This window comes from Lacrimispora xylanolytica, assembly GCF_026723765.1.
In the GTDB taxonomy this organism is placed as follows: domain Bacteria; phylum Bacillota; class Clostridia; order Lachnospirales; family Lachnospiraceae; genus Lacrimispora; species Lacrimispora xylanolytica.
Window position 1 is genome coordinate 2,034,280 of record NZ_CP113524.1, and the last position, 22,598, is coordinate 2,056,877.

Genomic DNA, 22,598 nt, shown 5'->3' on the forward strand with positions numbered 1-22,598 from the left:
ACCATGTACTACAACGACCATATGCCACCACATTTTCATGCAGAATACAATGAGCATAAAGCATTGGTTGACATTATTAATATACAAGTTATAAAAGGTTCATTTCCCAATAAACAATTAAGATTAATCCTTGCGTGGTGTACCATTCATCAAGATGAATTAATGCAAAACTGGGAACTTACAAAAGACCAAAAACCGCTAAATAGAATCAATCCATTAATATAGGAGGTGGGAATATGCAAGATTATTTTCCGGTAGTTGTACAAGTAATACCACTAGACAACTATCATGTACAAGTATTTTTTGATAATGGGAAGATAGTTGAATACGATGCAACAAGTATTCTACAAGGTGATGTTTTTAGACCTCTGCGAGATATACAAACGTTCAAAGACACATGTACTGTATTAAATGATACTCTTGCATGGGATTTATCAGGGGATAGGAACCCATGTGAATGCATAGACCTTGACCCGTTCACACTTTATGAACTGGAATCCATTAATCACTTAATCGCATAAAGGTTATAAAAACAAAGAGTGTAAACCCTGTTGAGTTATGAACTGCCTCCAATTAAAATTATTGATAGCATATTTGGTAATTCTAATATGAATAAAAGGTACAATTATGGGAAAGATAAAAGAAGTATGTTGCTCAGCTGTTGCCCCATCATAAAAAACGTAGTATTTACGGGCTTCTCAGAGTTTTTAAGAGGAATATACTTATCCTCCCCTTTTTAATACCCCATTTGCAGCAAAGGCGTTGCAGGCGGGGTATTTTTTATCTCCTTACACCTGCCCTTGGAAAACAATCATTGGACAGCTTGCAAAATCGACAAAGATGTTATATACTGTTTGATGGAGAGTTACCAGAAATAAGAGATAAAGAGATAAAAGGATGGTTTAGTCATGACTATTTTAGAAAATTGGAGAAATCTGGCTTATGGTGAAGGGCTGGATGATAAAGGCAAAGAAGAATTATGGACCGAGTATTTCGTGATCGAAAAAGGAATCTATGAGCATATACTTTCAAAACCAGAGGAAGTGATTGAAGAAAGCGTTGAGGATCTTGCAAAAAGATACGGAACCAATGTTCAGACAATCACCGGATTTTTAGATGGAATCAACGACAGCTTAAAAGGCTATGAAAATCCAATTGAGACCATGGATGAAAAGACTGTAGTCAAGATCGAGATTGATCCTGAAAAGCTTTATTACAATATGGTAGAGGCAAAGGCAGAATGGCTGTATAATCTTCCTCAGTGGGAAACTATACTGACAGAAGAAAAGAAAAAAGAACTCTATAAGAAGCAGAAAGCTTCCGGAACCATTGTTAAGGGAGCAAAAATCGGAAGAAACGATCCATGTCCTTGCGGAAGCGGCAAGAAGTATAAAAAGTGCTGCGGAGCTAACCAGTAATAACGGCCGTTTCAACGAAAGCAGAAAATAAGAGACAGTTAGGCAGGTACCTCAAAAGGGGCTACCTGCTTTGTTTTTAAAGGAATCACTTGGGAAAGGAACCATTATATGGAAGCTTACGAAGGGTTTGCAGAGGTTTATGATCTGTTTATGGATAACATTCCCTACAAAGACTGGTGTGAATACGTTGCCGGACTATTAAAAGATTATGGAATCAATGACGGACTTGTTCTGGATTTAGGCTGTGGAACCGGAAGCCTCACCGAGCTTTTATCAGAGCGTGGCTATGATATGATTGGTGTTGACAGCTCTGAGGACATGCTGCAGATCGCCATGGATAAAAGGGCAGAGTCTGGAAACGATATTCTATATCTTATGCAGGATATGAGGGAATTCGAGCTTTACGGTACGGTTCGGGCAGTGATAAGCATTTGCGACTGCATGAATTATATCCTGGAGCAGGAGGAATTGACCCAGGTATTCAAGCTGGTAAATAATTATCTTGATCCTGGCGGGATCTTTGTTTTTGATCTGAATACAGTATATAAATATGAAGCGCTTATGGGAGACTCTACGATTGCAGAGGACCGGGAGGAATGCAGCTTTATCTGGGATAATTTCTATGATAAGGAAACCGGAATCAACGAATATGGGCTTTCTCTGTTTATCAGGCAGGAGGACGATTTATACCGGAAGCATACAGAATATCATTACCAGAGAGCTTATACCATGGATGAGATCAAACAGGCAATTAAGGATTCCGGTATGGAATTTTTGGAAGCTTACGATGCCTTTACCAGAATGCCAGTAAAGGAAAACAGTGAACGGATTTATATTGTAGCAAGGGAACATGGAAAGGAGATATAATATGTCTGATTATATAGTAAGAGCGACGGCAGGAGATCATCAGATCCGTGCATTTGCAGCAACGACCAGAGAGATGGTGGAAGAGGCAAGAAAAGCTCACAATACAAGTCCCGTGGCGACAGCTGCTTTGGGAAGACTTTTGACAGCCGGAAGCATGATGGGAATCATGATGAAAGGGGAAGACGATATCCTGACAATAAAGATTCAGGGAAGCGGTCCTATCGAGGGGCTTACCGTCACTTCTGATTCCAAAGGAAATGTAAAAGGCTATGTGTTTAATCCGGATGTCATGTTACCGCCAAATCAGGCAGGAAAGCTTGATGTAGGAGGCGCTGTAGGAGAAGGTGTGCTTAGTGTTATTAAGGACATTGGCTTAAAGGAGCCGTATTTGGGACAGACCATACTGGTAGGAGGAGAGATTGCTGAGGATCTTACTTACTATTATGCAACCTCTGAGCAGACTCCGTCTTCCGTTGCTTTGGGTGTCCTGATGAATAAGGAAAATACAGTAAGACAGGCAGGAGGCTTTATTATTCAGCTTCTTCCCGGAGCATCTGATGAGATGATAGACAATCTTGAAAAGAAGCTTGGAGAAATCACTTCCATTACCACTCTTCTTGATGAGGGGCAAACTCCGGAGATGATTTTAGAGCACATTTTAGGAGAGTTTGGTGTGGATATCATGGAACGGATTCCTACGAGATTCCACTGCAACTGTGATAAATCAAGAGTGGAAAAGGCTTTGATCAGCATTGGAAGAAAAGAGCTTCAGGAAATGATTGATGATGGAAAAAATATCGATGTGAATTGCCATTTCTGCAATAAGAACTATGAATTTACAGTGGAAGATTTAAAAGATCTGTACGAAAAAGCGACCAGATAAATGCTCCCCATCTTGAGGGAGCAACAAAAAGAGCCATCCTTAAGGATGGCTCTAGTCGTAATCATGCGAAACAATATAACTTCTTCCTTTATGTTGAAAAAAGGTACACTGATGAGTCAATGATTATAATTTGATAACGTTAGTAGCCTGTGGCCCTTTCGCTCCGTCAACTACATCAAACTCAACAGCTGCGCCTTCTTCTAAAGACTTGAAGCCATCCATGCTAAGACCTGAGTAGTGAACAAAAACATCGTTACCCTGTTCGTCGGAAATGAATCCGTAACCTTTTTGGTTATTAAACCACTTAACTGTACCTTTCACTATGATACCTCCAAAATGAATTAAAAATTGTACTGCTACAGGATATCTGTAACTTCCCTAAGAATAGCATAAAACGGGGAAAGTGTCAAACATTTTCCACCTTAAAAAACAAGAAATCTCAAAAATAAAATTAGAGTAAAAATAAGTAGAAAAAGCGTTGAAAATTGTGGTAAAATGGGGAAAGGTTGCGACATAGGATGAGAGGGAAAGACAATGAAAATGAGTAATTTTTGGGGACATTTTTGTACCATAACTTCGCATAAAATAAGAGTCATGAAAAACTGCTTTCGCGTAGGACTTTTCAGGCAGGGACTTCTTCATGATTTATCCAAATACAGCCCGCAGGAATTCTTTGCAGGAGTAAAATATTATCAGGGAAACCGAAGTCCCAATGCGGCGGAACGAGAGGAAAAAGGATATTCCGAAGCATGGCTTCACCATAAGGGACGCAATAAACATCACGACGAATATTGGATTGATTTTTCCAGTGATCCCTCCAAAGGACTGGTAGGCCATAAGATGCCCCTAAAGTATGTAATAGAGATGGTGATGGACCGGATTGCCGCCTGCAAAACCTACAAGGGAAAGAACTATACAAACGGAGCAGCCTGGGATTATTATATGCTGACAAAACCTTACACCGTCATTCACCCTGAAACAGACCAGCTTCTTGAGACCATTCTTCTTATGCTAAAAGAGGAAGGAGAAGAAAAAGCCTTTGCTTATATGAGGGCACTGTTAAAAAAGGGAACTTATTAGCAGGAAAAAAGAAGATATGGAGCATGCTGCAAGAGGAAAGAGAAAGAGTGCTTACAGGCATAATCATAACTTCTTTTCCTCTATATTATAACGTAATATAAGAAGGAAAACTACGAATTATCTGTCAGAATCCATAGATTCTACAGATAATTTGTTCATTTACACAATGGGAAGGTTATTTAACAGGAGCATAAAGGAATATGGAATTTATTATTAGCAGGACAAAGCGTTCCTTTGAATTTAACATGGCAGCCAGTCACTGGCATCCATGTTATGAGCTGTTCTATCTGGTATCAGGACATTGTAGAATCATTATCAATCATACACTTTATTACATTGAGCCTGGGGATCTGATACTGATTGCTCCAGGCGAAATCCACCGGACGACCCATTACTCCAGTCCAGTCAATGAACGGATTACTTTAAGCTTTGACAGAGAATATTTGGAGCCCTTTATAAAACAATGTGGGAATGAATTGGCGGATTATGTGTTTCGAAGTTCCAAGGTTTCCATACCGGCAGGCAGACAAGCCTTTGCAGAAGAACTAATCAAGAAGATGGAATATGAGGCGGCAGGTCAGGATGGGTATTCCCGTTTTATGATGCATAATTACCTGTACGAATTCCTTGTTTTCTTATCAAGATGCCAGGAGACGAAACCGGAGCCAGTAAAGCTTGGAGTAGCAGAGAAAGCCATCGAAGAAGCGGCAGAATATATTTACAATCATTATTCCAGCCAGATCACACTGGAAGAGGTGGCAGACAGAATCCATATGAGCCCCGCTTATTTTTCCAGAAAATTCAAGGCAGTCACTGGATTTGGATATAAGGAATATCTGACAAATATCAGAATTCGGGAGGCTTCGGAGCTTCTTTTGAACACCTCCAAATCCATCACAGAGATTGCTGTGGAATGCGGATTTGGAGATGGAAATTACTTTGGAGATGCATTTAAGAAGATAAAAGGCGTTGCACCAAGAGCTTATAGAAACATGCAGGGGATGATATAATCTACCGGCCAAGGACATCTAATACGTGGCTGATATAAAGGCTTGACTTTTGTTCATCCTGAAACAAATTCATGTGGAAAGGAACGTAGGTAATCTTATCTTTGTGCTCCATCTGAAGACATGGGGACCATAAGGGAGAAAATTGAGGAAGATATAGACCAGTCTGGCGGGTATAGCAGGTTTTGGCAGTTGCCTTTTTTCTGGCCTCTTTATCAACGTACTCGGCAACACTTTTATGTATGGCTTTATCCTCGTAAATCAGATAATAGTAATTTTTATAATCCGGGTAAAAATACTTTAGTTCTCCTTCAAATAAGTCCACGGTAATACTTAGAAGTTCTCCTTCTGCCTCCAGACTAAATACAGAATTGGATCTTTGAAAGCCTGTTGGGACAGAAAACCCATTTTTACAGACCAGCTTAAGGGACTGATGCTCCCGTCCAAAGATATCCGGCTGGCTTATAAGCTCCTGATTCTCCAGATGAAATTTATGTTCCAGAAAATCCGGATAGCTTAATATGGGAAGAATCAGGGGCATGCCCTTTAAATCATCCTCATTATGAAGAATCAGCAGATCAAATAAAAATGATTCATGGGTCATTAAATAATCTTTGTATACCTCAATCAACTGTCCCCCGGAATATAGGTCCTCTCGCTGAATCTTTAAAAAAGCTTCGATTGCTTTCTGCTTCATGCTTGTCAGCCCAAGGAGTTCCCGGTAAGGGCGTATCTTCCTATAAATATCAAAGCTGTCTACGTGAGAAAAATCATAGGGCAGTCCGTAGGCTCGGCAGCGCTTTAACAGATATGGCAGATCAAAGCCATCTCCATTAAAATGAATCACTTTGGAAAAGCCTTTTAAAAACTCAAAAAAGGTGTGAAGGAGCTCCTGCTCCGCTTCCAGAGTATCAGCGAACCACTGAACTAAATTCCAGCAGCCTTTCTCATAATAGACGCAGCCAATCAAATATAGGGTGGAGTATTCTCCGGAAAAACCGGTTGTTTCTATATCAAAGAACAGAAGCTCCTCTTTCCTGCCGATTCTCTCAAGCGGATAAGTCTCCTGAAATTCTATGGTTTTATGTAGGGTAATCATAAATGATGCCGTCCTTTCTTTCACCAATATTATAGCGGAATGCCGCCTGTCCGTCAACGAAAACAGAATATTTGTTCGATGATACCCTTGCATAACAACAGACCTTATGCTATGATAAAAACATTAATTACGAATACAGGAGCCAAAAGGAGACAGACAGATTTGATATCTTATGTAAAAGGACCGCTTGTGGAGTTGTTTGAGGATACGGTAGTGATAGAATGCGGGAACATGGGCTACGAAGTACACGTTCCAGTATCCGTACTTCAAAAACTACCTGGAATCGGCAAAGAAGTTAAGCTTTATACATATTTTCAGGTAAGAGAGGATGCGATGTGCTTATACGGCTTTTTAAGCCGCCAGGATCTGCAGATGTTCAAACAGCTCATAAGCGTCAACGGAATTGGGCCCAAGGGAGCCTTAGGAGTACTCTCAGCACTGTCTCCTGATGATTTAAGAAGAGCCATTGTATGCGGAGATGCCAAGGCAATTTCCAAGGCACCAGGTGTGGGAGCAAAGACAGCTCAGAGAATTATCCTTGATTTAAAGGACAAGGTGGATATGGCAGATGTGCTACCGGTGTTTGCTGAAACCATCAATGATTCTGCATCTCTTGGCGAAGTGGCCGGGGAAGCCATAGAAGCCCTTACTGCTCTTGGCTATACGGCGTCGGAAGCGGGACGGGCTGTGAAAAAAGTGGAACTAACAGAATCCATGACAGCAGAAGATGTGCTTAAGGCATCCTTAAAACATTTGGCTTTTCTATAAAATGACGGGTAAAGTATAAGATGGAACGAAGAATTATAACCACAGAGATAACGGAAGAAGACAAGCAGATCGAGCCGAACTTAAGGCCTGGGAGTCTGAATGAATATATTGGACAGGAAAAAATCCGAAACAATCTGAAAGTGTATATTGAGGCCGCCAAAGCCAGAGGGGAATCTTTGGATCACGTGTTATTCTACGGACCTCCTGGTCTTGGTAAGACCACTCTTTCCGGCATCATTGCCAATGAGATGGGGGTGAATATGAAGGTGACCTCAGGTCCGGCCATTGAAAAGCCAGGAGAGATTGCAGCTATTTTAAATAATCTCCAGGAAGGCGATGTGCTGTTCGTAGATGAGATTCACCGGCTGAACCGGCAGGTGGAAGAGGTTCTATACCCGGCTATGGAGGACTTTGCCATTGATATTATGCTGGGAAAAGATTCTGCAGCAAGATCCATAAGACTGGATCTGCCAAGATTTACTCTGGTAGGAGCAACCACAAGAGCGGGACTTTTAACAGCACCGCTGCGGGACCGTTTCGGTGTGGTTCAAAAGCTGGAGTTTTATACCCCTCAGGAGTTAAAGGTCATAGTCTGCCGTTCTGCCAGAGTTCTTAATGTTGAAATTGAGGAAGAGGGAGCAGCAGAGATCGCCAAACGTTCCAGAGGGACTCCCAGACTTGCAAACCGCCTTTTAAAGAGAGTCCGTGATTTTGCCCAGGTGAAATATGATGGTGTGATTACCAAAGAGGTGGCTGATTTTGCCCTCGATATCCTGGATGTGGATAAGTTTGGACTGGATTACAATGACCGCGCCATCTTAACCACAATGATTGAGAAGTTTTCAGGAGGCCCGGTGGGCCTTGATACACTTGCAGCGGCTTTAGGGGAAGATGCAGGCACGCTGGAAGATGTATACGAACCCTACCTTTTAATGAATGGGTTTTTAAACCGTACCTCAAGGGGACGGGTGGCAACGGAACGGGCTTATGAGCATCTTGGAATCTCTCTGGAACCATGACCTGCCTGAATTTTAGAACTTTCCTAACTTTATAAAGTGTGATATAGTAAAGAAAGAGCAAATGATAACAGGAGAAAAAACATGGATTCCAAACACAATACAGAAGTTTTAATAGATGGCAAAATTTATACATTAGCCGGAAGTGAAGAAGAGGGATACATTCAGCGCCTGGCAAGTTATATCAATGAGATGATCCTGACCCTAAAACGCCAGGAGGGATTTACAAAGCAAAGTGCAGAGTACCAGAATGTCATGATAGAGCTTAATATGGCGGATGATTATTTTAAAGCCAGAGAGCAGATTGCCAGATTGGAACAGCAAAAGGCAGAGATGGAGAAGGAGACCTACAGCTTAAAGCATGAGCTGGTGGCGACTCAGATGAAGCTTGAAGCAGCAAAGCACGAACTTTCAGAGGCAAAGAAGGAATAATTACGAGGGGATGTTTTATGGCGCTGCCATGACATCCTCTCTTTCATCAATAGAGGCAAACAGGAGGCATATGTGAAAAAAGCAGTTGAGATCCTAGCTCCGGCAGGATCGTTTGAAAGCATGAAAGCAGCAGTTGCAGCAGGGGCTGATGCTGTATATATGGGGGGAAGCCGGTTTGGAGCGAGAGCGTTTGCGCAGAATCCGGAAGAGGACAAGCTATTAGAGGCAATAGACTATGTGCATCTTCACGGAAGAAAGCTCTATCTAACGGTCAATACACTCATGAAGGAACAGGAGATGGGAGATTTATTTGATTATCTTCTTCCTTATTACAGACAGGGACTTGATGCTGCGATTGTTCAGGATATGGGGGTATTTTCTTTTATTAAGGAGAATTTCCCGGATCTTGCCATTCATGCAAGCACACAGATGAGCACTACAGGAGCATATGGCGCCGGTATCTTAAAAGATTTGGGAGCCGAGAGAGTGGTCACTGCCAGGGAGATATCTCTGCGGGAAATCAAACAGATTCATGACAATGTGGATGTTGAGATTGAAAGCTTTGTTCATGGGGCTCTTTGCTACTGCTATTCGGGGCAATGTCTTTTCAGCAGTTTAATTGGTGGGCGAAGCGGCAACAGAGGAAGATGCGCCCAGACCTGTCGTCTGCCTTATGAGGTAAAAAAAGGCGGAAAGGTCATTGGAAAAAAAGAAGATCGTTACGTTTTAAGCCTTAAGGATTTAAGCACCCTCGATATTATTCCGGATATGATTGAAGCGGGTGTTTATTCCATGAAAATTGAAGGCAGAATGAAGAGCCCCAGGTATACAGCTGGAGTCGTAAGCATTTACCGTAAATATACAGACCTGTATTTGAGCCAGGGACGGGAAGGATACCACATCAAAGAGGAAGACCGTAAGGCGCTTTTGGACTTATTTGACCGGGGCGGCCAGACTGATGGATATTACAAAAAGCATAATGGAAGGGACATGGTGGTATGGAAAGAAAAACCGTCCTTCCGGGAAGGCAATCAGGCATTGTTTGATTTCCTGGATGAAAATTATGTGGAAAAGCAGGTCAAAGAAGCGGTTCATGGACAGGCCTTTTTAGAAGAAGGACAGGCTGCATGTCTTTTACTGGAAGCCTGCGGACATGAAGTTACGGTTACTGGTGATTTGGTTCAAAAGGCACAGAATCAGCCGATGACAGAGGAAAAGATAAAAAAACAGCTTGATAAGACAGGAAATACGCCTTTTTATTTTGAGAACCTTGAGATTCATGTGACAGGAAATTGCTTTCTTCCTGTTCAGTCCTTAAATGATCTTCGAAGAAGAGGTCTTGAGGAGATAGAAAAAGCGATATTAAGCCAGTATAGAAGGGAAGACCGGAAAGAGGCTGTAAAACAAGAAGGAACAACGAAGGCTGATCTTAAGTCAGGAGAAGATTGTAAGCTGACAGTATCCCTGGAACGGCCGGATTGTCTGGAAACCGCTGCCAATAGTCCGCGGGTAAGCCGCATCTATATCGATGCTGCGGAGTTTGAACCAGAACGCTGGAAGTCTTATGTGGAGCTGTGTCATAAGAACGGGAAAGAATGCATGCTTACTATGCCTCATATTTTCAGGACAAGAGCAGAGCAGTTCTTAGATAAGTATAAAAAAGAGCTTAAAGAGGCTTCTTTTGACGGTTTTCTCATCCGTTCCCTGGAAGAGGTCGCATATTTAAAGCAAAAAGACATGGGCGGAAAGCTGATTTTTGATTTTGGTATGTATGGGATGAACAGCCGGGCTCAGGAGTTGTATTCGGATTTAGGAGCCGATGAGCTTACCTGGCCGGTAGAATTAAACAACCGGGAACTGGGAAAGCTAAGTGTTCCGGGAGAACTTCTGGTATACGGGCGATTACCCATGATGGTAACGGCACAGTGTATCCATCAGGGTGTGGAGCAATGTGATAAAATTCCAGGAGTTCTTATGATGAAGGATCGTATGGGAAAAGAATTTCCCGTTAGAAACCATTGTACCTTCTGCTATAATACGATTTATAATTCCGCTCCAGTATCTCTCCATGGCTTTGACGAGGGAATTAAGTCACTGGCTCCGTCCTCTTTGAGACTTCAGTTTACAACCGAGGATAAGGAGCAGACAAAAGCAGTGATCCAGTATTATTTGGGAGAATTTTATCAGGGAGAGAAACGAGAACTTCCTTTTGAAGAATTTACACGAGGTCATTTTAAGCGCGGCGTAGAGTAGGTGATATATGATTAATCTAATAATCGATGTGTCAAGATATCTGATGATACTATTGATCGCACTGTATACATTTTTAAACTTTCATATTTTTTCCGCAAAGGACGAACGCAAAAAAAAGAAAATCTGCAGGCGCCAGAATTTCTCCATGTTTCTGATTCATTTGCTGGCTTATGTTATCACTTGGTTTGAAACAAAGGACGAGAGAATACTGGTATTTTATCTGGCTCAGGTTTTGTTCTTTTTGCTATATCTATTTTTGTATCGGTTGTTTTACAGAAATGTATCCAGGCTTTTGGTAAACAATATGTGCATGCTTCTGGCTGTGGGCTTTATCATGCTCACAAGGCTTTCCTTTGACCGGGCGATGAAGCAGTTTGTAATTGTCGTGGCGGCAGCTGTGATCACCTGGATTATACCATTTGTCATCGACCGGGTATGGCAGCTAAGTCGGATTCCCTGGATTTACGGCATCGGAGGTATTATTCTTCTGGGAATTGTATGCATCGCAGGTACCAGCAGCTTTGGAGCCCAGCTCTCACTTGGGGTGGGAGATTTTTCCATTCAGCCCTCAGAGTTTGTAAAAATAAGCTATGTATTTTTTATTGCCACTATGTTTTACCGGTCTACCGATTTTAAGACCGTGATGACTGTGTCAGCAGTAGCTTCTATTCATGTTTTGATTCTTGTCATTTCAAAGGATCTGGGAAGTGCCCTGATTTTCTTTGTGGCATATGTGTTCATGCTTTTTGTTGCCACTGGAAAATGGCTCTACCTTCTGGCTGGAATCGGAGGCGGTTCTGTGGCCTCCCTGCTGGCCTATCAGATATTTGGCCACGTTCGGACAAGAGTCATGGCATGGCTGAATCCCTGGTCTGACATAGCGGGAAAAGGTTATCAGATTACCCAGTCTCTGTTTGCAATTGGAACCGGTGGCTGGTTCGGTATGGGGCTTTATCGGGGAATGCCAAGAAAAATTCCTGTAGTGGAAAAGGATTTTATATTCTCTGCCATATCCGAAGAACTGGGAGCTGTATTTGCCTTATGCATCCTGTTAATCTGTCTTGGATGCTTTTTGCAGTTTATGATGATCGCCAGTAAGATGCAGGCAGTGTTTTATAAGCTGATTGCATTTGGGCTGGGAACCATCTATATTTTCCAGGTGTTTTTGACTGTAGGTGGAGTGACAAAGTTTATCCCCTCTACAGGTGTGACACTGCCCCTAGTCAGCTATGGAGGAAGCTCCATTTTAAGTACATTTATTATCTTTGGTATCATCCAGGGACTTTATATTTTGAAACGCAATGAAGAGGAAGAAGATGAAGAGTAATCCAAATCCAAAAGCAAATCGTCATATGCTCATACTCACCTATGGAATTGTTCTCCTGTTTGCAGGGCTTTCTGCTTATTATGGTTACTTTCTTTTTGCGAAAAGTGATGCTGTGATTAACAATTCCTATAATGCAAGACTTGACAGCTTTGCCGACCGGGTGGTCAGAGGTGAGATACGAAGCAGTGATGGAAGGGTACTTGCCCAGACCAATGTAGATGGGGAAGGAAATGAATCCAGATTTTATCCTTATGATTCTCTCTTTTCTCATGTGGTGGGATATTCCACCAATGGAAAGACAGGACTTGAGGCTCTTTCTAACTTTTACCTGCTTACCAGCCATGTAAATATGCTGGAACAGGTCTTTAATGAATTGTCTTCTGTGAAGAACAAGGGAGATAATGTAGTCACTACCCTTGATTTAGATATCCAGAAGGCTGCTTATGATGCACTGGGTAAGAGAAACGGAGCTGTGGTCGTCATGGAGCCGGATACAGGAAAGATTCTGGCCATGGTATCAAAGCCGGATTATAATCCCAATACACTGCTTGCAGACTGGAATCATCTGGTAGCGGAAGAGAATACCTCTGGTCAGCTGTTAAACCGTGCCACCCAGGGGCTGTATCCGCCTGGATCTACCTTTAAGGTGGTGACAGCTCTGGAATACATGAGGGAGAATCCGTCTAACTACGGAGATTATACCTTTGATTGTAACGGCGTATATAAAAATGGAGAATATTCCATTAAGTGTTACCATGGAACAGCACATGGACACCAGAATCTGATTCAGGCATTTGCCAATTCCTGTAACGGTGCTTTTTCAAACCTGGGTCTTTCCCTGAATTTAAATAGCTTAAAGAATACCTCGGAACAACTATTGTTTAATAAAGAACTGCCTCTGTCCATTCCCTACAGTAAAAGCTCTTATTCTATGGAAAGCGGAGCTGAAACCTGGCAGATTCTTCAGACATCCATCGGTCAGGGCCAGACCCAGATCACTCCCATTCACAATGCCATGATGACTGCCGCCATAGCAAACGGTGGTACGCTTATGAAGCCATATTTGATTGACCGTGTAGAAAGCGTGGGAGGAGATGTTGTAAAGAAGTTCATGCCTCAGTCCTACGGAAACCTAATGACCGCAGAGGAATCGGCGGCATTGACCGAATATATGAAGGCCGTGGTGACAGACGGAACCGGCTCTGCCCTTCGTACCAAATCCTATACGGTAGCAGGAAAAACAGGTTCTGCAGAATTTGAAAAAGCGAAAGAAACACACGCGTGGTTCATCGGATTTGCTCCGGTGGAGCACCCAAAAGTAGTGATCAGCGTAATCGTAGAAGAAGGCGGTTCCGGCGGACAGGCAGCCGCACCCATTGCCAGAGCTCTTTTTGACTTATATTTTTCCAGATGATGCAAGATATGATATATGGTTTTGAAGATTACAGACTTGCATAAGAGGTGAAAAAGAGGTATACTATAGCCAGTCTGTGAGACACACCAAAATCGGAAATTTTTATAGATGTCCGGTTCACTCTGGAGGAATTGCAATGATAGAAGCAACGAGTTGTGGCGGTGTGGTTATTTTTCGAGGTAAAATTCTGGTTTTATATAAGAATTACAAAAACAAGTATGAAGGTTGGGTTTTGCCAAAGGGAACAGTAGAAGCGGGTGAAGAGTATAAAGAGACAGCGCTCCGTGAAGTGAAGGAAGAGACAGGGGTTAGTGCGTCTATTATCAAGTACATCGGCAAGAGCCAGTACTCTTTTAACACACCCCAGGATATGGTGGAGAAGGATGTACACTGGTATCTGATGATGGCCGACAGCTATTACAGTAAACCACAGCGGGAAGAATACTTTATTGATTCAGGATATTACAAGTTCCATGAAGCGTATCATCTTCTGAAATTTTCCAATGAAAAGCAGATTCTGGAGAAGGCTTATAATGAATATCTGGATCTGAAGAAGAGTAACCTTTGGGGCAATAAAAAATATTTCTGAACGGAATGCAAAGAGCCGGAGAAGTCGTTATGACTTTTTCGGCTCTTTGCAAATATATAAGAGATATTCATTAGAACGTTGTTTCCAGTTCTTCTAACTTCGTAATGAGACTCTTGGTACTCAGTTCGAAAATCAGCCCTTCCCGTTTGCTGCTTTCCATAACATTGTTAATAAAAGAGGAGCGGTTAATCATTGGATCCTGCTTTCTATCTGCAATTATCTCAAGATCCTCAACTGCGACTATTTCATCCACTACGATTCCCCAGCTGGTATTGTCAAGAATAAGAACCATCTCTTTAAAGAGGGATGACCGGAAAACTTCCTTTGACTGATCCAATAGTGCTAAGATCTCGGGCATGTAAGTTTCTTTTGCCATCTTTAATATTTGATCTAATTGAAGCTTAAGTTCTTCCCCTTCAAGGTTTTTCATGCAGTCTTCTGCTTCAAACGCGGAATGGTGAAGTTTTTCATGAGGCTCTTCCATCTTACGAAGATGAGACATTACAGATTGGTTATCCGTAGTAAATCGGTCGTACCATCTGCCAAGAGCACATTGATGGGAGTCTTTGGCAAGCGTAAATACACCACCTTCTGTTATGTAGCGCTCAAATTCACGAACCCAGTTGATATGATCCTGTTTTCTTGCATCAATCATCTCTTCAAATTCACTGTATTCGCTGAAAATGGATTTCATCCCAAAGGTGATTCGCAAATCCAGCATCTGGATGACCTGGTCTCTGTATTTGAACATGCCGGTTACATTGGCGGGTGCAGCAGGTATCGTATTGTACTCTGGAAGCTGTACAATCGTAGATACATATCTGCTGTCAATACAGTAAAGAGACCCAGATAGTTTAAATATGATGTATGGACATTTGATCTCATTTTCCATTATAATAGCACCTTACCTTTTTCTTTTGTATTAATACTTCTTTATTATAGAACGTATTGTCATATAGTTCAATCTCTTTTACGGAAAATTATATATTAAAACTTTCTGATAAGACTATGAATAACTGGAAAATCAGGGTATAATGTTACTGGATATTGGATCTCATTGTTTGGAGGGAAAAGAATGATAAAGTACTACGAAGGAGATATTTTTACTTCTGATGCAGATGTGATCTGCCATCAGGTAAATTGTCGGGGGGTATTCGAAAAAGGACTGAATGGGCAGATAAAAAAATTGTTTCCAGAGGTAGAGAAAACTTATAAGATATTAACAAAACAGTGGCAGGAACAGGCGGGAGGAAGAACCGCGGAGCTTCTTGGCCGCGTTTCGGCTCAGCTGGTGGAAAAGGACGACCGGTGGTTTCTCATTGCTAATCTTTATGGACAAGATGATTATGGAAAAAACGGTCTCTATACGGATTATAAAGCTCTGGAAAAAGCGTTTCAGGAGATTCGTGATTTCCTGGACGTAAGAAAGAAACAGGAGAAAGTAGCGTTTCCATATAAGATTGGATGCGGCAATGCCGGAGGCGACTGGGAAACAGTGAAAGGGATCCTGGAGCAGGTCTTTGAAGGCTATGAAGGTGAAGTTCAGATTTGGAATCATGAAACAGTGAAATAAAGGTTTTATCCGGGAGGAAAGAACATGGCAAAAGTAAGCTCTTTGAGCCGCAGCATTAATACCTTTTACGTAGAGTGGAGTGCGCTCAATCATTACTTATCATCCTACGAATGTGATGTGAATGGAGTTCCCTATATTGGTTTTTCAGACCCTCGTGTGCAAAAGCTTTGGAAGGGACTGTCTGGTCAGGAGCGAAAGGAAATTATGAAACGTCTGGGTGCCAGAAATGAAACAGATTTACAGCAATATTTTACCTGATCATAAATAACATCAGGAAAGAATGGAGAATTACATGTCAGAAAGAAAATTTGTAGTAATTGACGGCTCTTCCATGCTGTCCACCTGCTATTATGCAGTCTTGCCAAGAGAAATCATGTTTGCAAAGACGGAAGAAGAAAAGCAGAGACATTATGACAAGATCCTTCACGCGAAAGATGGCACTTATACCAACGCCATTTTTGGTATGCTTAAGATGATAGTCTCTCTGATGAAAAAACAGCAGCCGGACCATATCGCTTTTGTATTTGATAAAACCAGGGATACCTTCCGCAGGGAGATGTATTCGGAATACAAAGGAACAAGAGGAGTGACACCAGAGCCACTGAAACATCAATTTGCGCTGATGGAGCAGATTCTAGAGGAGGTGGGATTTCAGGTACTTTGCTGCGACCGGTATGAAGCAGATGATTATGCTGGAAGCCTGGTCATGAAATTCAGGGAAGAGATTCCAATGGTCGTTCTTACGAAGGACCACGATTACCTTCAGCTGGTAAGTGACGAGTACAATGTCCGTGCCTGGATGGTGCAGTCACGCCAGGAAAAAGCGGATGAACTTTATAAAAAGTATTATTCCTTCTATCGTATAAAAAAAGAGGATGTAAATCTCCCGGAGAAGGTATTTGAATATACGTCTGATACTGTCTTCTACGAAGAAGGAGTGAGACCAGAGCAGATTGCGGATTTAAAAGGCATTCAGGGAGATTCATCAGATAATATTCCCGGAGTGAAAGGTGTCAGCAGTGCAGCTCCCTTGCTTCTTCGTGAATATGGAACGGTAGAGGAAATTTACCGGGCGATTCATGAAGTGGAAGAAGATAAAAAGCGCTTGAAAGAATTACAGGATTTTTGGAAAAATGAGCTGAAAATCTCACGCTCTCCATATAAAGCCCTGACTAAGACCAGCGAGGAAGAATTATGCGGGGAAAAGGCGGCTCTCATGTCAAAAGCATTAGCAACGATGAAAACCGACATTCCCATTGAGCTTTCCCTTGCCTCATTTTCTTCCGATTTCTATGAAGAAGATAAGGTCCGTCAGTGGTTGGCGAAGCTTGATATCAAAGAGGCTTCCATTTTTGGAACAGGAATGTAAAGTCTTAAAAAGTATTTTTTCTGACCCTTTGGACACACTCATAAAGAATATGCCTTATATCTATGAAGGAGAACGTAATTATGAAAAAAACTTATGAAGTGTTATCTTCTCTCCTAGAGAGAACCATGGCGTTACAAACAGCACTTGTACTTTTTGAGTGGGATAATGAAACTTTGGCACCAGAAGATGCCAGTTCTTATACCAATCGGGTGATTGGTGTTTTATCTGAAGAATATTATCGTATCATCACAGGGGATGAGATGGGAAAAGCCATTGAAGCCTGTGAAAAAGAAGAAGGCCTTTCCGATGTGGAGCAGGCTATCGTAAAAGGGGCGAGAGAAGCAAGAGAGGATTTGATCTGTGTCCCCTCTGAGGAATACAGGGAGAATGCTCAGCTGGTGGCAGATGCAGTCAGAGTCTGGACAAAAGCCAAAAAAAGCGAAGATTTTGATTCCTTTGCACCTACCCTTGAAAAAGTCATTTCCTTTAAAAAGAAATTTGCTTCCTATCGTAAAAAAGACGACCAGAAGCTTTACGATGTAATGCTGAATGAACATGAGAAGGATTTTAATTCAGAGCTTCTTGATGAATTCTTCAGTCAGCTGAAAGAAGGAATTGTACCCCTTTTAAAAGAAATTAAAGAAAATGGAAAAGAAATTGATAACTCCTTCCTGGTTGGTGGATATCCAGTAGAGAAACAGAAGGAGATGGCAGAATTTCTTGCTGAATATGTTGGATTTGATTTTCATAAGGGGGTTCTGTCTGAAAGCGCCCATCCATTTACCACAAACCTTCACAACCACGATGTAAGAATTACTACCAGCTATCATGATAAGATGGACAGTTCCATGTTCTCTGTGATTCATGAAGCCGGCCATGGCCTTTATGAGCTGGGAATCAGAGATGATATCACCCAGACGCCGGTAGGACAGGGAACCTCTATGGGAGTCCATGAATCCCAGTCCAGATTCTTTGAAAACATCATCGGCCGGAAGGAAGCGTTCTGGGAGCCAATCTATGGAAAGCTGGTAGAGTTATACCCGGATAAACTGAAAAAGATTCCGCTTGAGCAGTTCGTGGAAGCGATTAACAAAGTAGAGCCAAGCTTTATCCGTACAGAGGCTGACGAGCTTACCTATAGTCTCCATATTATGATTCGTTATGAAATTGAAAAGATGATTGTGGAAGAGGATATTGATTTAGAGAAGCTTCCAGAGTTGTGGGCGGATAAATACGAGGAATATTTAGGAGTCAGACCGGAAAATCCATCCGAAGGAATTCTTCAGGACATCCATTGGTCTCAGGGAATGTTCGGATATTTCCCATCTTATGCCCTGGGAAATGCGTTTGGTGCACAGCTTTACTACCATATGCAAAAGGAAATGGATTTTGATGAATTACTTAGAACTGAGAGGATAGATGTAATCCGCAATTATTTGAAGGAGAACGTACACCAGTTCGGTAAGATGAAAACCAGCCGTGAGATTTTAAAGGATGTAACAGGGGAAGACTTTAATCCTGAATATTTCATACGGTATCTGAAGGAAAAATACAGCAAGCTGTACGAACTGTCATAAGTTCTTATCAGTCAGGTATTAAAAAGGAGGGGGATATCATGGAAAATATTAAAAAAAGTGCATTGGAACTAATCGGTAACACTCCATTGGTTGAATTTTGTAATTTCCAAAAGAATCATGAGCTTTCGGCGGTCTTACTTGCTAAGCTGGAGTATTTTAATCCTGCCGGCAGCGTCAAAGACCGGGCGGCTTTCTTTATGATTGATGATGCTGAGAAGAATGGAATTTTAAAGCCAGGAGCAACGATCATCGAACCCACATCAGGCAATACCGGAATTGGAATCGCAAGCATTGCGGCTGCTAAAGGCTATCGTGCCATCCTAACCATGCCTGAGACGATGAGCGTAGAGCGAAGAAATTTATTAAAAGCATACGGTGCAGAAATTGTACTGACAGAAGGAACCAAGGGAATGAAGGGTGCCATTGCAAAAGCAGAGGAATTACAAAAAGAAATTCCAAACTCTGTGATACTGGGGCAGTTTGACAATCAGTCCAATGTCAAAGCCCATCGGGAAACAACTGGCCCGGAGATCTGGCGGGATACCGATGGTAAGGTGGACATTTTTGTTGCTGGTATTGGGACTGGCGGAACCATAACGGGAGCTGGAGAATATTTAAAGAGCCAGAATCCAGAGATTAGAATCGTGGGAGTTGAGCCAGCAGGATCTCCAGTGCTTTCCGGCGGTAATCCAGGTCCTCACGGCATTCAGGGAATCGGGGCAGGATTCGTTCCTTCTATATTAAATACAGAGATTTATGATGAGATTATAACTGTGGAAAATTCAGATGCCTATGCGACTGGAAAAGATATTGCTAAGATGGAGGGAATCCTGGTGGGAATCTCCTCTGCAGCTGCGGTATGGGCAGCTGCCAGACTGGCAAAGCAGCCTGAGAATGCAGGAAAGAGAATCGTTGTGATATTACCTGATACAGGTGACCGGTACTTATCAACGCCTCTATTCAGTTAATTGAATCGAGCAAAATTAAAACCAGGGTGGCGGTTGTTCGACCCTGGTTTTTCTTACGAATTTTTTTGGTCTTCCCGATACTCCGAATAAAAATAATTTATTTCTGCACCAAAGAAGAGAATGCATATACAAGTATAAAGCCACAGCATTAAAAGTACAATCGCTGTAAGTCCTCCATATGTTACGGAAAAGTTTCCGAAATTATTAAAATAGATAGAAAAAATAAATGAGAACGATATCCAGCCTACAGTGGAAAAAACCGCTCCAGGGAACTGTCTTAAAAAATGTTGTTTTTTAGACGGTACATAGGTATAGACCAGCGCAAAGCATACGGTCAGAATAAGAATCAGCATGGACCGGAAGGTGATAATATATTGAGTGATCTCGCCAATTACGGGAAAGTGACGGTATAGAAAACTTTGAATGGAATTACCAAGCACCAAGAGTACCAGGGATAAGATGCAGATAATCATAAATACAATGGTATATCCAGTGCATATAATACGGGTCATAAGATATCCTCTTTTTTTCTGCTGTCCAAACACCCGGTTTAGCCCTTTTTCAATGCTTAACATTCCCCGGGATGATGACCATAAGGCGGCTAAAGCTGAGACAGAAAGTACAGCTACCGGAGTGGCGGTATATAAATCATCAATTACATTTACAATTACGCTGTTCATTTCCAGTGTGTTTGGTACCACGGTAATCACCAGCTGCAGGAGATTGGCTTTTGTAATGGGAGGTATGAACTGAACCAAGGCTAGTAAAAGCATTAAAAAGGGAAATGCAGCGATGATGGAAAAGAAGGAAGCCTGGGCAGCGTACACGGTCATTTCATCTCTGTTATATTTATCATTTATTTCCTTACAGCGCAAAAGAAAACGAACCATAAAATCTCCTTTCAAAGAAACCCGTATCAGAGTTACTTGTATAAGCATATTAGCATGGGACAAAAAAAATATCAAGGCACCTCTTTTTAAAGTATTTCAAAGGATTTTAATTCATGGAATTGACAAAAGATGCCTGTACTTATAGAATGAATGAAATATGTTTTTTATGATCAGAGAGAGGAAAAAACTCATGGAATACGTTCCTGCAAAAACAATCGTGACGAAAACCAAGAGCAGCGCAGATTGGTTTGGAATCGATTACAATATGAATATTTACAGAGGCTGTTGTCATGGCTGTATCTATTGCGACAGCCGGTCTGACTGCTACGGAATCGACCAGTTTGACAAGGTTCGGGTGAAAGAAGATGCCCTTCGGATTATACGGGACGAATTGAGACGAAAGGTAAAAAAGGGGGTCGTTGGTACCGGTGCTATGAGCGACCCTTATAATCCTTTTGAAAAGGAATCAGAGCTTACGAGGCATGCCCTGGAGTTAATTGATGCATTTGGTTTCGGAGCAGCAGTGGCAACCAAAAGTGCGTTGTTGAAACGGGATATGGACGTGCTTTTAGGAATTAAGGAGCATTCTCCCGTTATTTGTAAAGTCACGGTGACTACAACGGACAATCATCTGGCAAAAAAGATAGAGCCCCATGTATCGCTGCCCTCTGAACGCCTGGAGCTGATAGAGGCCTTAAGAAATAATGGTATCTTTACCGGAATTCTAATGATGCCCATCCTTCCGCTTTTGGAAGACAATGAAGAAAATATACGATCCATTGTAAATGCGGCTCATGCGACCGGGGCAAATTTCATCTATCCATCCTTTGGTGTAACCCTTCGCAACAATCAGCGGGAGTGGTTTTTTGATCGCATTAAGGAGCAGTTTCCGGAACAGGACCTGGTTGCCAGCTATATCAGACGTTACGGAAACAGCTATGGGTGTACAAGCCCCCATGTAAAAAAACTCTGGGCTATTTTTACAAAGGAGTGCGAACGGTTTGGTATTTTATATAAGATGCCTGATATCATTCATTCTTATAAAAAGAATTACGAGATCACCCAGCTAAGCCTTTTTGACTAACTGGAAATCTCCTTGCCAAAGCAAGTAACAAATTCCCTGGCTATGTTTGAGACATAGCCATTTTTTTTATATACAGCTGCAATTCTCGTAACCGTATCCGGAGAGTCAATTTCACGAAGTGCCAGGTTAGAAAACTTTTCCGCCTGACAGATGGACCTTGGCACAAGAGCGATGCCAAGACCAGATTCGGCCCATTGCAGGCAGGTCCTTGCATCGTCATTGCGGCAAAAAATGTGTGGTTCTACACCAATATTTTGAAATGCCGTGGAAATTATGGCATCAAAGCGGCGGTAATAAATAAGCGGCTTTCCGGACAAATCTGTTAATATAATCTTTTCAGCTGGAATTTCCGAGAAAAAGGCAGGGATTCCAGCTGCCATAAGCGGTTCATTCTTTCCGTATTCGCATGCAAAGCCCTCCGAATGGAAGGGAGTTCTGATAATGGCACATTCAATGATTCCATTTCTCATTTTTTCCATTAATTCATAGGTGTTCCCCTCAGTGATCTCAAACTTCACATTGGGATGAGAGCTGCAGAAAGTCTTTAAAAAATCCTGCAATATAATTCCGGAGGATGAAATGGTCCCCAATTTTAAAGTCCCCTTTGCAGAGGAAGGAAAATTCATTAGTTCCTTCGTAACATCTTCCATCATATTAAGGATGTCCTTTGCACGGGAATAGAGAAAGCTTCCCGCTTCCGTCAGTTCTGTCTTTCTTGAACCACGTTCAAACAGTTTAATGCCAAGGTCCTCTTCAAGAAGCATGATCTGCTTGCTAAGTGGTGGCTGGGAAAGTCCCAGTTTTTTTGCCGCATCGGTAAAACTTCCTGTTTCAGCGATGGTTATAAAATAATATAACTGTTTTGAATTAAGTGGATACATTTGGCACATCCTTTAATTTATAATATATTACTATTTGTACTTGTATTATTATACCAAACTGATATAATAATACAATATAGTATTCCAAAAAAATATAAGTTTT

Annotated in this window: 25 protein-coding genes; 20 read left to right on the plus strand and 5 right to left on the minus strand. The window is 41.8% G+C overall.

Annotated elements, in window-relative coordinates; all coding sequences use genetic code 11:
* Positions 1 to 21 precede the first annotated feature (21 nt).
* From OW255_RS20980 to hslO, 5 genes are all read left to right on the plus strand, one after another.
* On the plus strand, positions 22 to 225 hold the full coding sequence (locus OW255_RS20980) for a DUF4160 domain-containing protein (protein WP_334308257.1): 204 nt from the start codon (positions 22 to 24) through the stop codon (positions 223 to 225).
* 11 nt (positions 226 to 236) lie between these two features.
* Positions 237 to 521, plus strand: a complete 285-nt coding sequence (locus OW255_RS09615; RefSeq protein WP_268116447.1) for a DUF2442 domain-containing protein — start codon at positions 237 to 239, stop codon at positions 519 to 521.
* Positions 522 to 908: 387 nt separating this feature from the next.
* Entirely contained in the window at positions 909 to 1,418 is a 510-nt protein-coding gene (locus tag OW255_RS09620) for an SEC-C metal-binding domain-containing protein (protein ID WP_268116448.1), read from the plus strand.
* A gap of 108 nt (positions 1,419 to 1,526) precedes the next feature.
* The gene (locus OW255_RS09625; protein WP_024836129.1) at positions 1,527 to 2,285 is read left to right on the plus strand and encodes a class I SAM-dependent DNA methyltransferase; all 759 of its coding nucleotides are present in this window, start codon (positions 1,527 to 1,529) and stop codon (positions 2,283 to 2,285) included.
* A 1-nt stretch (position 2,286) separates the two neighbouring features.
* Positions 2,287 to 3,168 (plus strand): Hsp33 family molecular chaperone HslO, encoded by an 882-nt coding sequence (gene hslO, locus OW255_RS09630; RefSeq protein ID WP_268116449.1) that lies wholly within the window; start codon positions 2,287 to 2,289, stop codon positions 3,166 to 3,168.
* Between the two features lie 123 nt (positions 3,169 to 3,291).
* On the opposite strand, the gene OW255_RS09635 is transcribed toward hslO, so the two are convergent.
* Positions 3,292 to 3,489: a cold-shock protein gene (locus tag OW255_RS09635; protein ID WP_024836127.1), complete on the minus strand. Its 198-nt coding sequence runs from the start codon at positions 3,487 to 3,489 to the stop codon at positions 3,292 to 3,294.
* A gap of 213 nt (positions 3,490 to 3,702) precedes the next feature.
* Here OW255_RS09635 and OW255_RS09640 point away from each other — a divergent pair, with 213 nt between their 5' ends.
* Together OW255_RS09640 and OW255_RS09645 are read left to right on the plus strand one after the other, a co-directional pair.
* Positions 3,703 to 4,248 (plus strand): DUF5662 family protein, encoded by a 546-nt coding sequence (locus OW255_RS09640; RefSeq protein ID WP_268116450.1) that lies wholly within the window; start codon positions 3,703 to 3,705, stop codon positions 4,246 to 4,248.
* Positions 4,249 to 4,448: 200 nt separating this feature from the next.
* Positions 4,449 to 5,258, plus strand: coding sequence for an AraC family transcriptional regulator (locus tag OW255_RS09645; protein ID WP_268116451.1), 810 nt, complete (start codon positions 4,449 to 4,451; stop codon positions 5,256 to 5,258).
* Between the two features lies 1 nt (position 5,259).
* On the opposite strand, the gene OW255_RS09650 is transcribed toward OW255_RS09645, so the two are convergent.
* Positions 5,260 to 6,354 carry a ribonuclease H-like domain-containing protein gene (locus OW255_RS09650; RefSeq protein WP_268116452.1) on the minus strand — a complete coding sequence of 365 codons (1,095 nt, stop codon included), beginning with the start codon at positions 6,352 to 6,354 and terminating at the stop codon, positions 5,260 to 5,262.
* Positions 6,355 to 6,516: 162 nt separating this feature from the next.
* On the opposite strand from OW255_RS09650, the gene ruvA reads away from it, so the two are divergent.
* The 7 genes from ruvA (at position 6,517) to OW255_RS09685 (ending at position 14,153) form a co-directional block, all read left to right on the plus strand.
* On the plus strand, positions 6,517 to 7,122 hold the full coding sequence (gene ruvA / locus OW255_RS09655) for a Holliday junction branch migration protein RuvA (RefSeq protein ID WP_268116594.1): 606 nt from the start codon (positions 6,517 to 6,519) through the stop codon (positions 7,120 to 7,122).
* Between the two features lie 20 nt (positions 7,123 to 7,142).
* The gene (gene ruvB / locus OW255_RS09660; RefSeq protein WP_268116453.1) at positions 7,143 to 8,141 is read left to right on the plus strand and encodes a Holliday junction branch migration DNA helicase RuvB; all 999 of its coding nucleotides are present in this window, start codon (positions 7,143 to 7,145) and stop codon (positions 8,139 to 8,141) included.
* Positions 8,142 to 8,222: 81 nt separating this feature from the next.
* Positions 8,223 to 8,570 (plus strand): cell division protein ZapA, encoded by a 348-nt coding sequence (locus OW255_RS09665; protein ID WP_268116454.1) that lies wholly within the window; start codon positions 8,223 to 8,225, stop codon positions 8,568 to 8,570.
* A 120-nt stretch (positions 8,571 to 8,690) separates the two neighbouring features.
* Positions 8,691 to 10,823, plus strand: a complete 2,133-nt coding sequence (locus OW255_RS09670; protein ID WP_268116595.1) for a U32 family peptidase — start codon at positions 8,691 to 8,693, stop codon at positions 10,821 to 10,823.
* Positions 10,824 to 10,830: 7 nt separating this feature from the next.
* Entirely contained in the window at positions 10,831 to 12,150 is a 1,320-nt protein-coding gene (locus OW255_RS09675; protein ID WP_268116455.1) for an FtsW/RodA/SpoVE family cell cycle protein, read from the plus strand.
* On the plus strand, positions 12,140 to 13,564 hold the full coding sequence (locus OW255_RS09680) for a peptidoglycan D,D-transpeptidase FtsI family protein (protein ID WP_268116456.1): 1,425 nt from the start codon (positions 12,140 to 12,142) through the stop codon (positions 13,562 to 13,564). Before OW255_RS09675 ends, OW255_RS09680 begins: the two co-directional genes overlap by 11 nt.
* A gap of 136 nt (positions 13,565 to 13,700) precedes the next feature.
* Positions 13,701 to 14,153 carry an NUDIX hydrolase gene (locus OW255_RS09685; protein ID WP_002603763.1) on the plus strand — a complete coding sequence of 151 codons (453 nt, stop codon included), beginning with the start codon at positions 13,701 to 13,703 and terminating at the stop codon, positions 14,151 to 14,153.
* A 70-nt stretch (positions 14,154 to 14,223) separates the two neighbouring features.
* Here the strand turns inward: OW255_RS09685 and OW255_RS09690 are convergent, their stop codons facing one another.
* On the minus strand, positions 14,224 to 15,045 hold the full coding sequence (locus tag OW255_RS09690; protein WP_268116457.1) for a chemotaxis protein CheW: 822 nt from the start codon (positions 15,043 to 15,045) through the stop codon (positions 14,224 to 14,226).
* Between the two features lie 183 nt (positions 15,046 to 15,228).
* Here OW255_RS09690 and OW255_RS09695 point away from each other — a divergent pair, with 183 nt between their 5' ends.
* From OW255_RS09695 to cysK, 5 genes are all read left to right on the plus strand, one after another.
* Positions 15,229 to 15,726, plus strand: coding sequence for a macro domain-containing protein (locus tag OW255_RS09695; protein WP_024836116.1), 498 nt, complete (start codon positions 15,229 to 15,231; stop codon positions 15,724 to 15,726).
* A gap of 24 nt (positions 15,727 to 15,750) precedes the next feature.
* A complete protein-coding gene (locus OW255_RS09700) occupies positions 15,751 to 15,984 on the plus strand; it encodes a hypothetical protein (RefSeq protein ID WP_268116458.1) in 234 nt (77 codons plus the stop codon).
* A 34-nt stretch (positions 15,985 to 16,018) separates the two neighbouring features.
* Positions 16,019 to 17,095: a 5'-3' exonuclease gene (locus tag OW255_RS09705; protein WP_268116459.1), complete on the plus strand. Its 1,077-nt coding sequence runs from the start codon at positions 16,019 to 16,021 to the stop codon at positions 17,093 to 17,095.
* Between the two features lie 80 nt (positions 17,096 to 17,175).
* Positions 17,176 to 18,672: a carboxypeptidase M32 gene (locus OW255_RS09710; protein WP_268116460.1), complete on the plus strand. Its 1,497-nt coding sequence runs from the start codon at positions 17,176 to 17,178 to the stop codon at positions 18,670 to 18,672.
* A gap of 38 nt (positions 18,673 to 18,710) precedes the next feature.
* Positions 18,711 to 19,640, plus strand: coding sequence for a cysteine synthase A (cysK, locus tag OW255_RS09715; protein ID WP_268116461.1), 930 nt, complete (start codon positions 18,711 to 18,713; stop codon positions 19,638 to 19,640).
* Positions 19,641 to 19,693: 53 nt separating this feature from the next.
* On the opposite strand, the gene OW255_RS09720 is transcribed toward cysK, so the two are convergent.
* Entirely contained in the window at positions 19,694 to 20,530 is an 837-nt protein-coding gene (locus tag OW255_RS09720; RefSeq protein ID WP_268116462.1) for a YihY/virulence factor BrkB family protein, read from the minus strand.
* A 190-nt stretch (positions 20,531 to 20,720) separates the two neighbouring features.
* Here OW255_RS09720 and OW255_RS09725 point away from each other — a divergent pair, with 190 nt between their 5' ends.
* A complete protein-coding gene (locus tag OW255_RS09725) occupies positions 20,721 to 21,614 on the plus strand; it encodes an SPL family radical SAM protein (protein WP_268116463.1) in 894 nt (297 codons plus the stop codon).
* Here the strand turns inward: OW255_RS09725 and OW255_RS09730 are convergent.
* Complete coding sequence (locus OW255_RS09730; RefSeq protein ID WP_268116464.1) at positions 21,611 to 22,495, minus strand: LysR family transcriptional regulator; 885 nt, start codon at positions 22,493 to 22,495, stop codon at positions 21,611 to 21,613. The two genes, OW255_RS09725 and OW255_RS09730, sit on opposite strands and share 4 nt — an antisense overlap.
* Positions 22,496 to 22,598 lie beyond the last annotated feature (103 nt).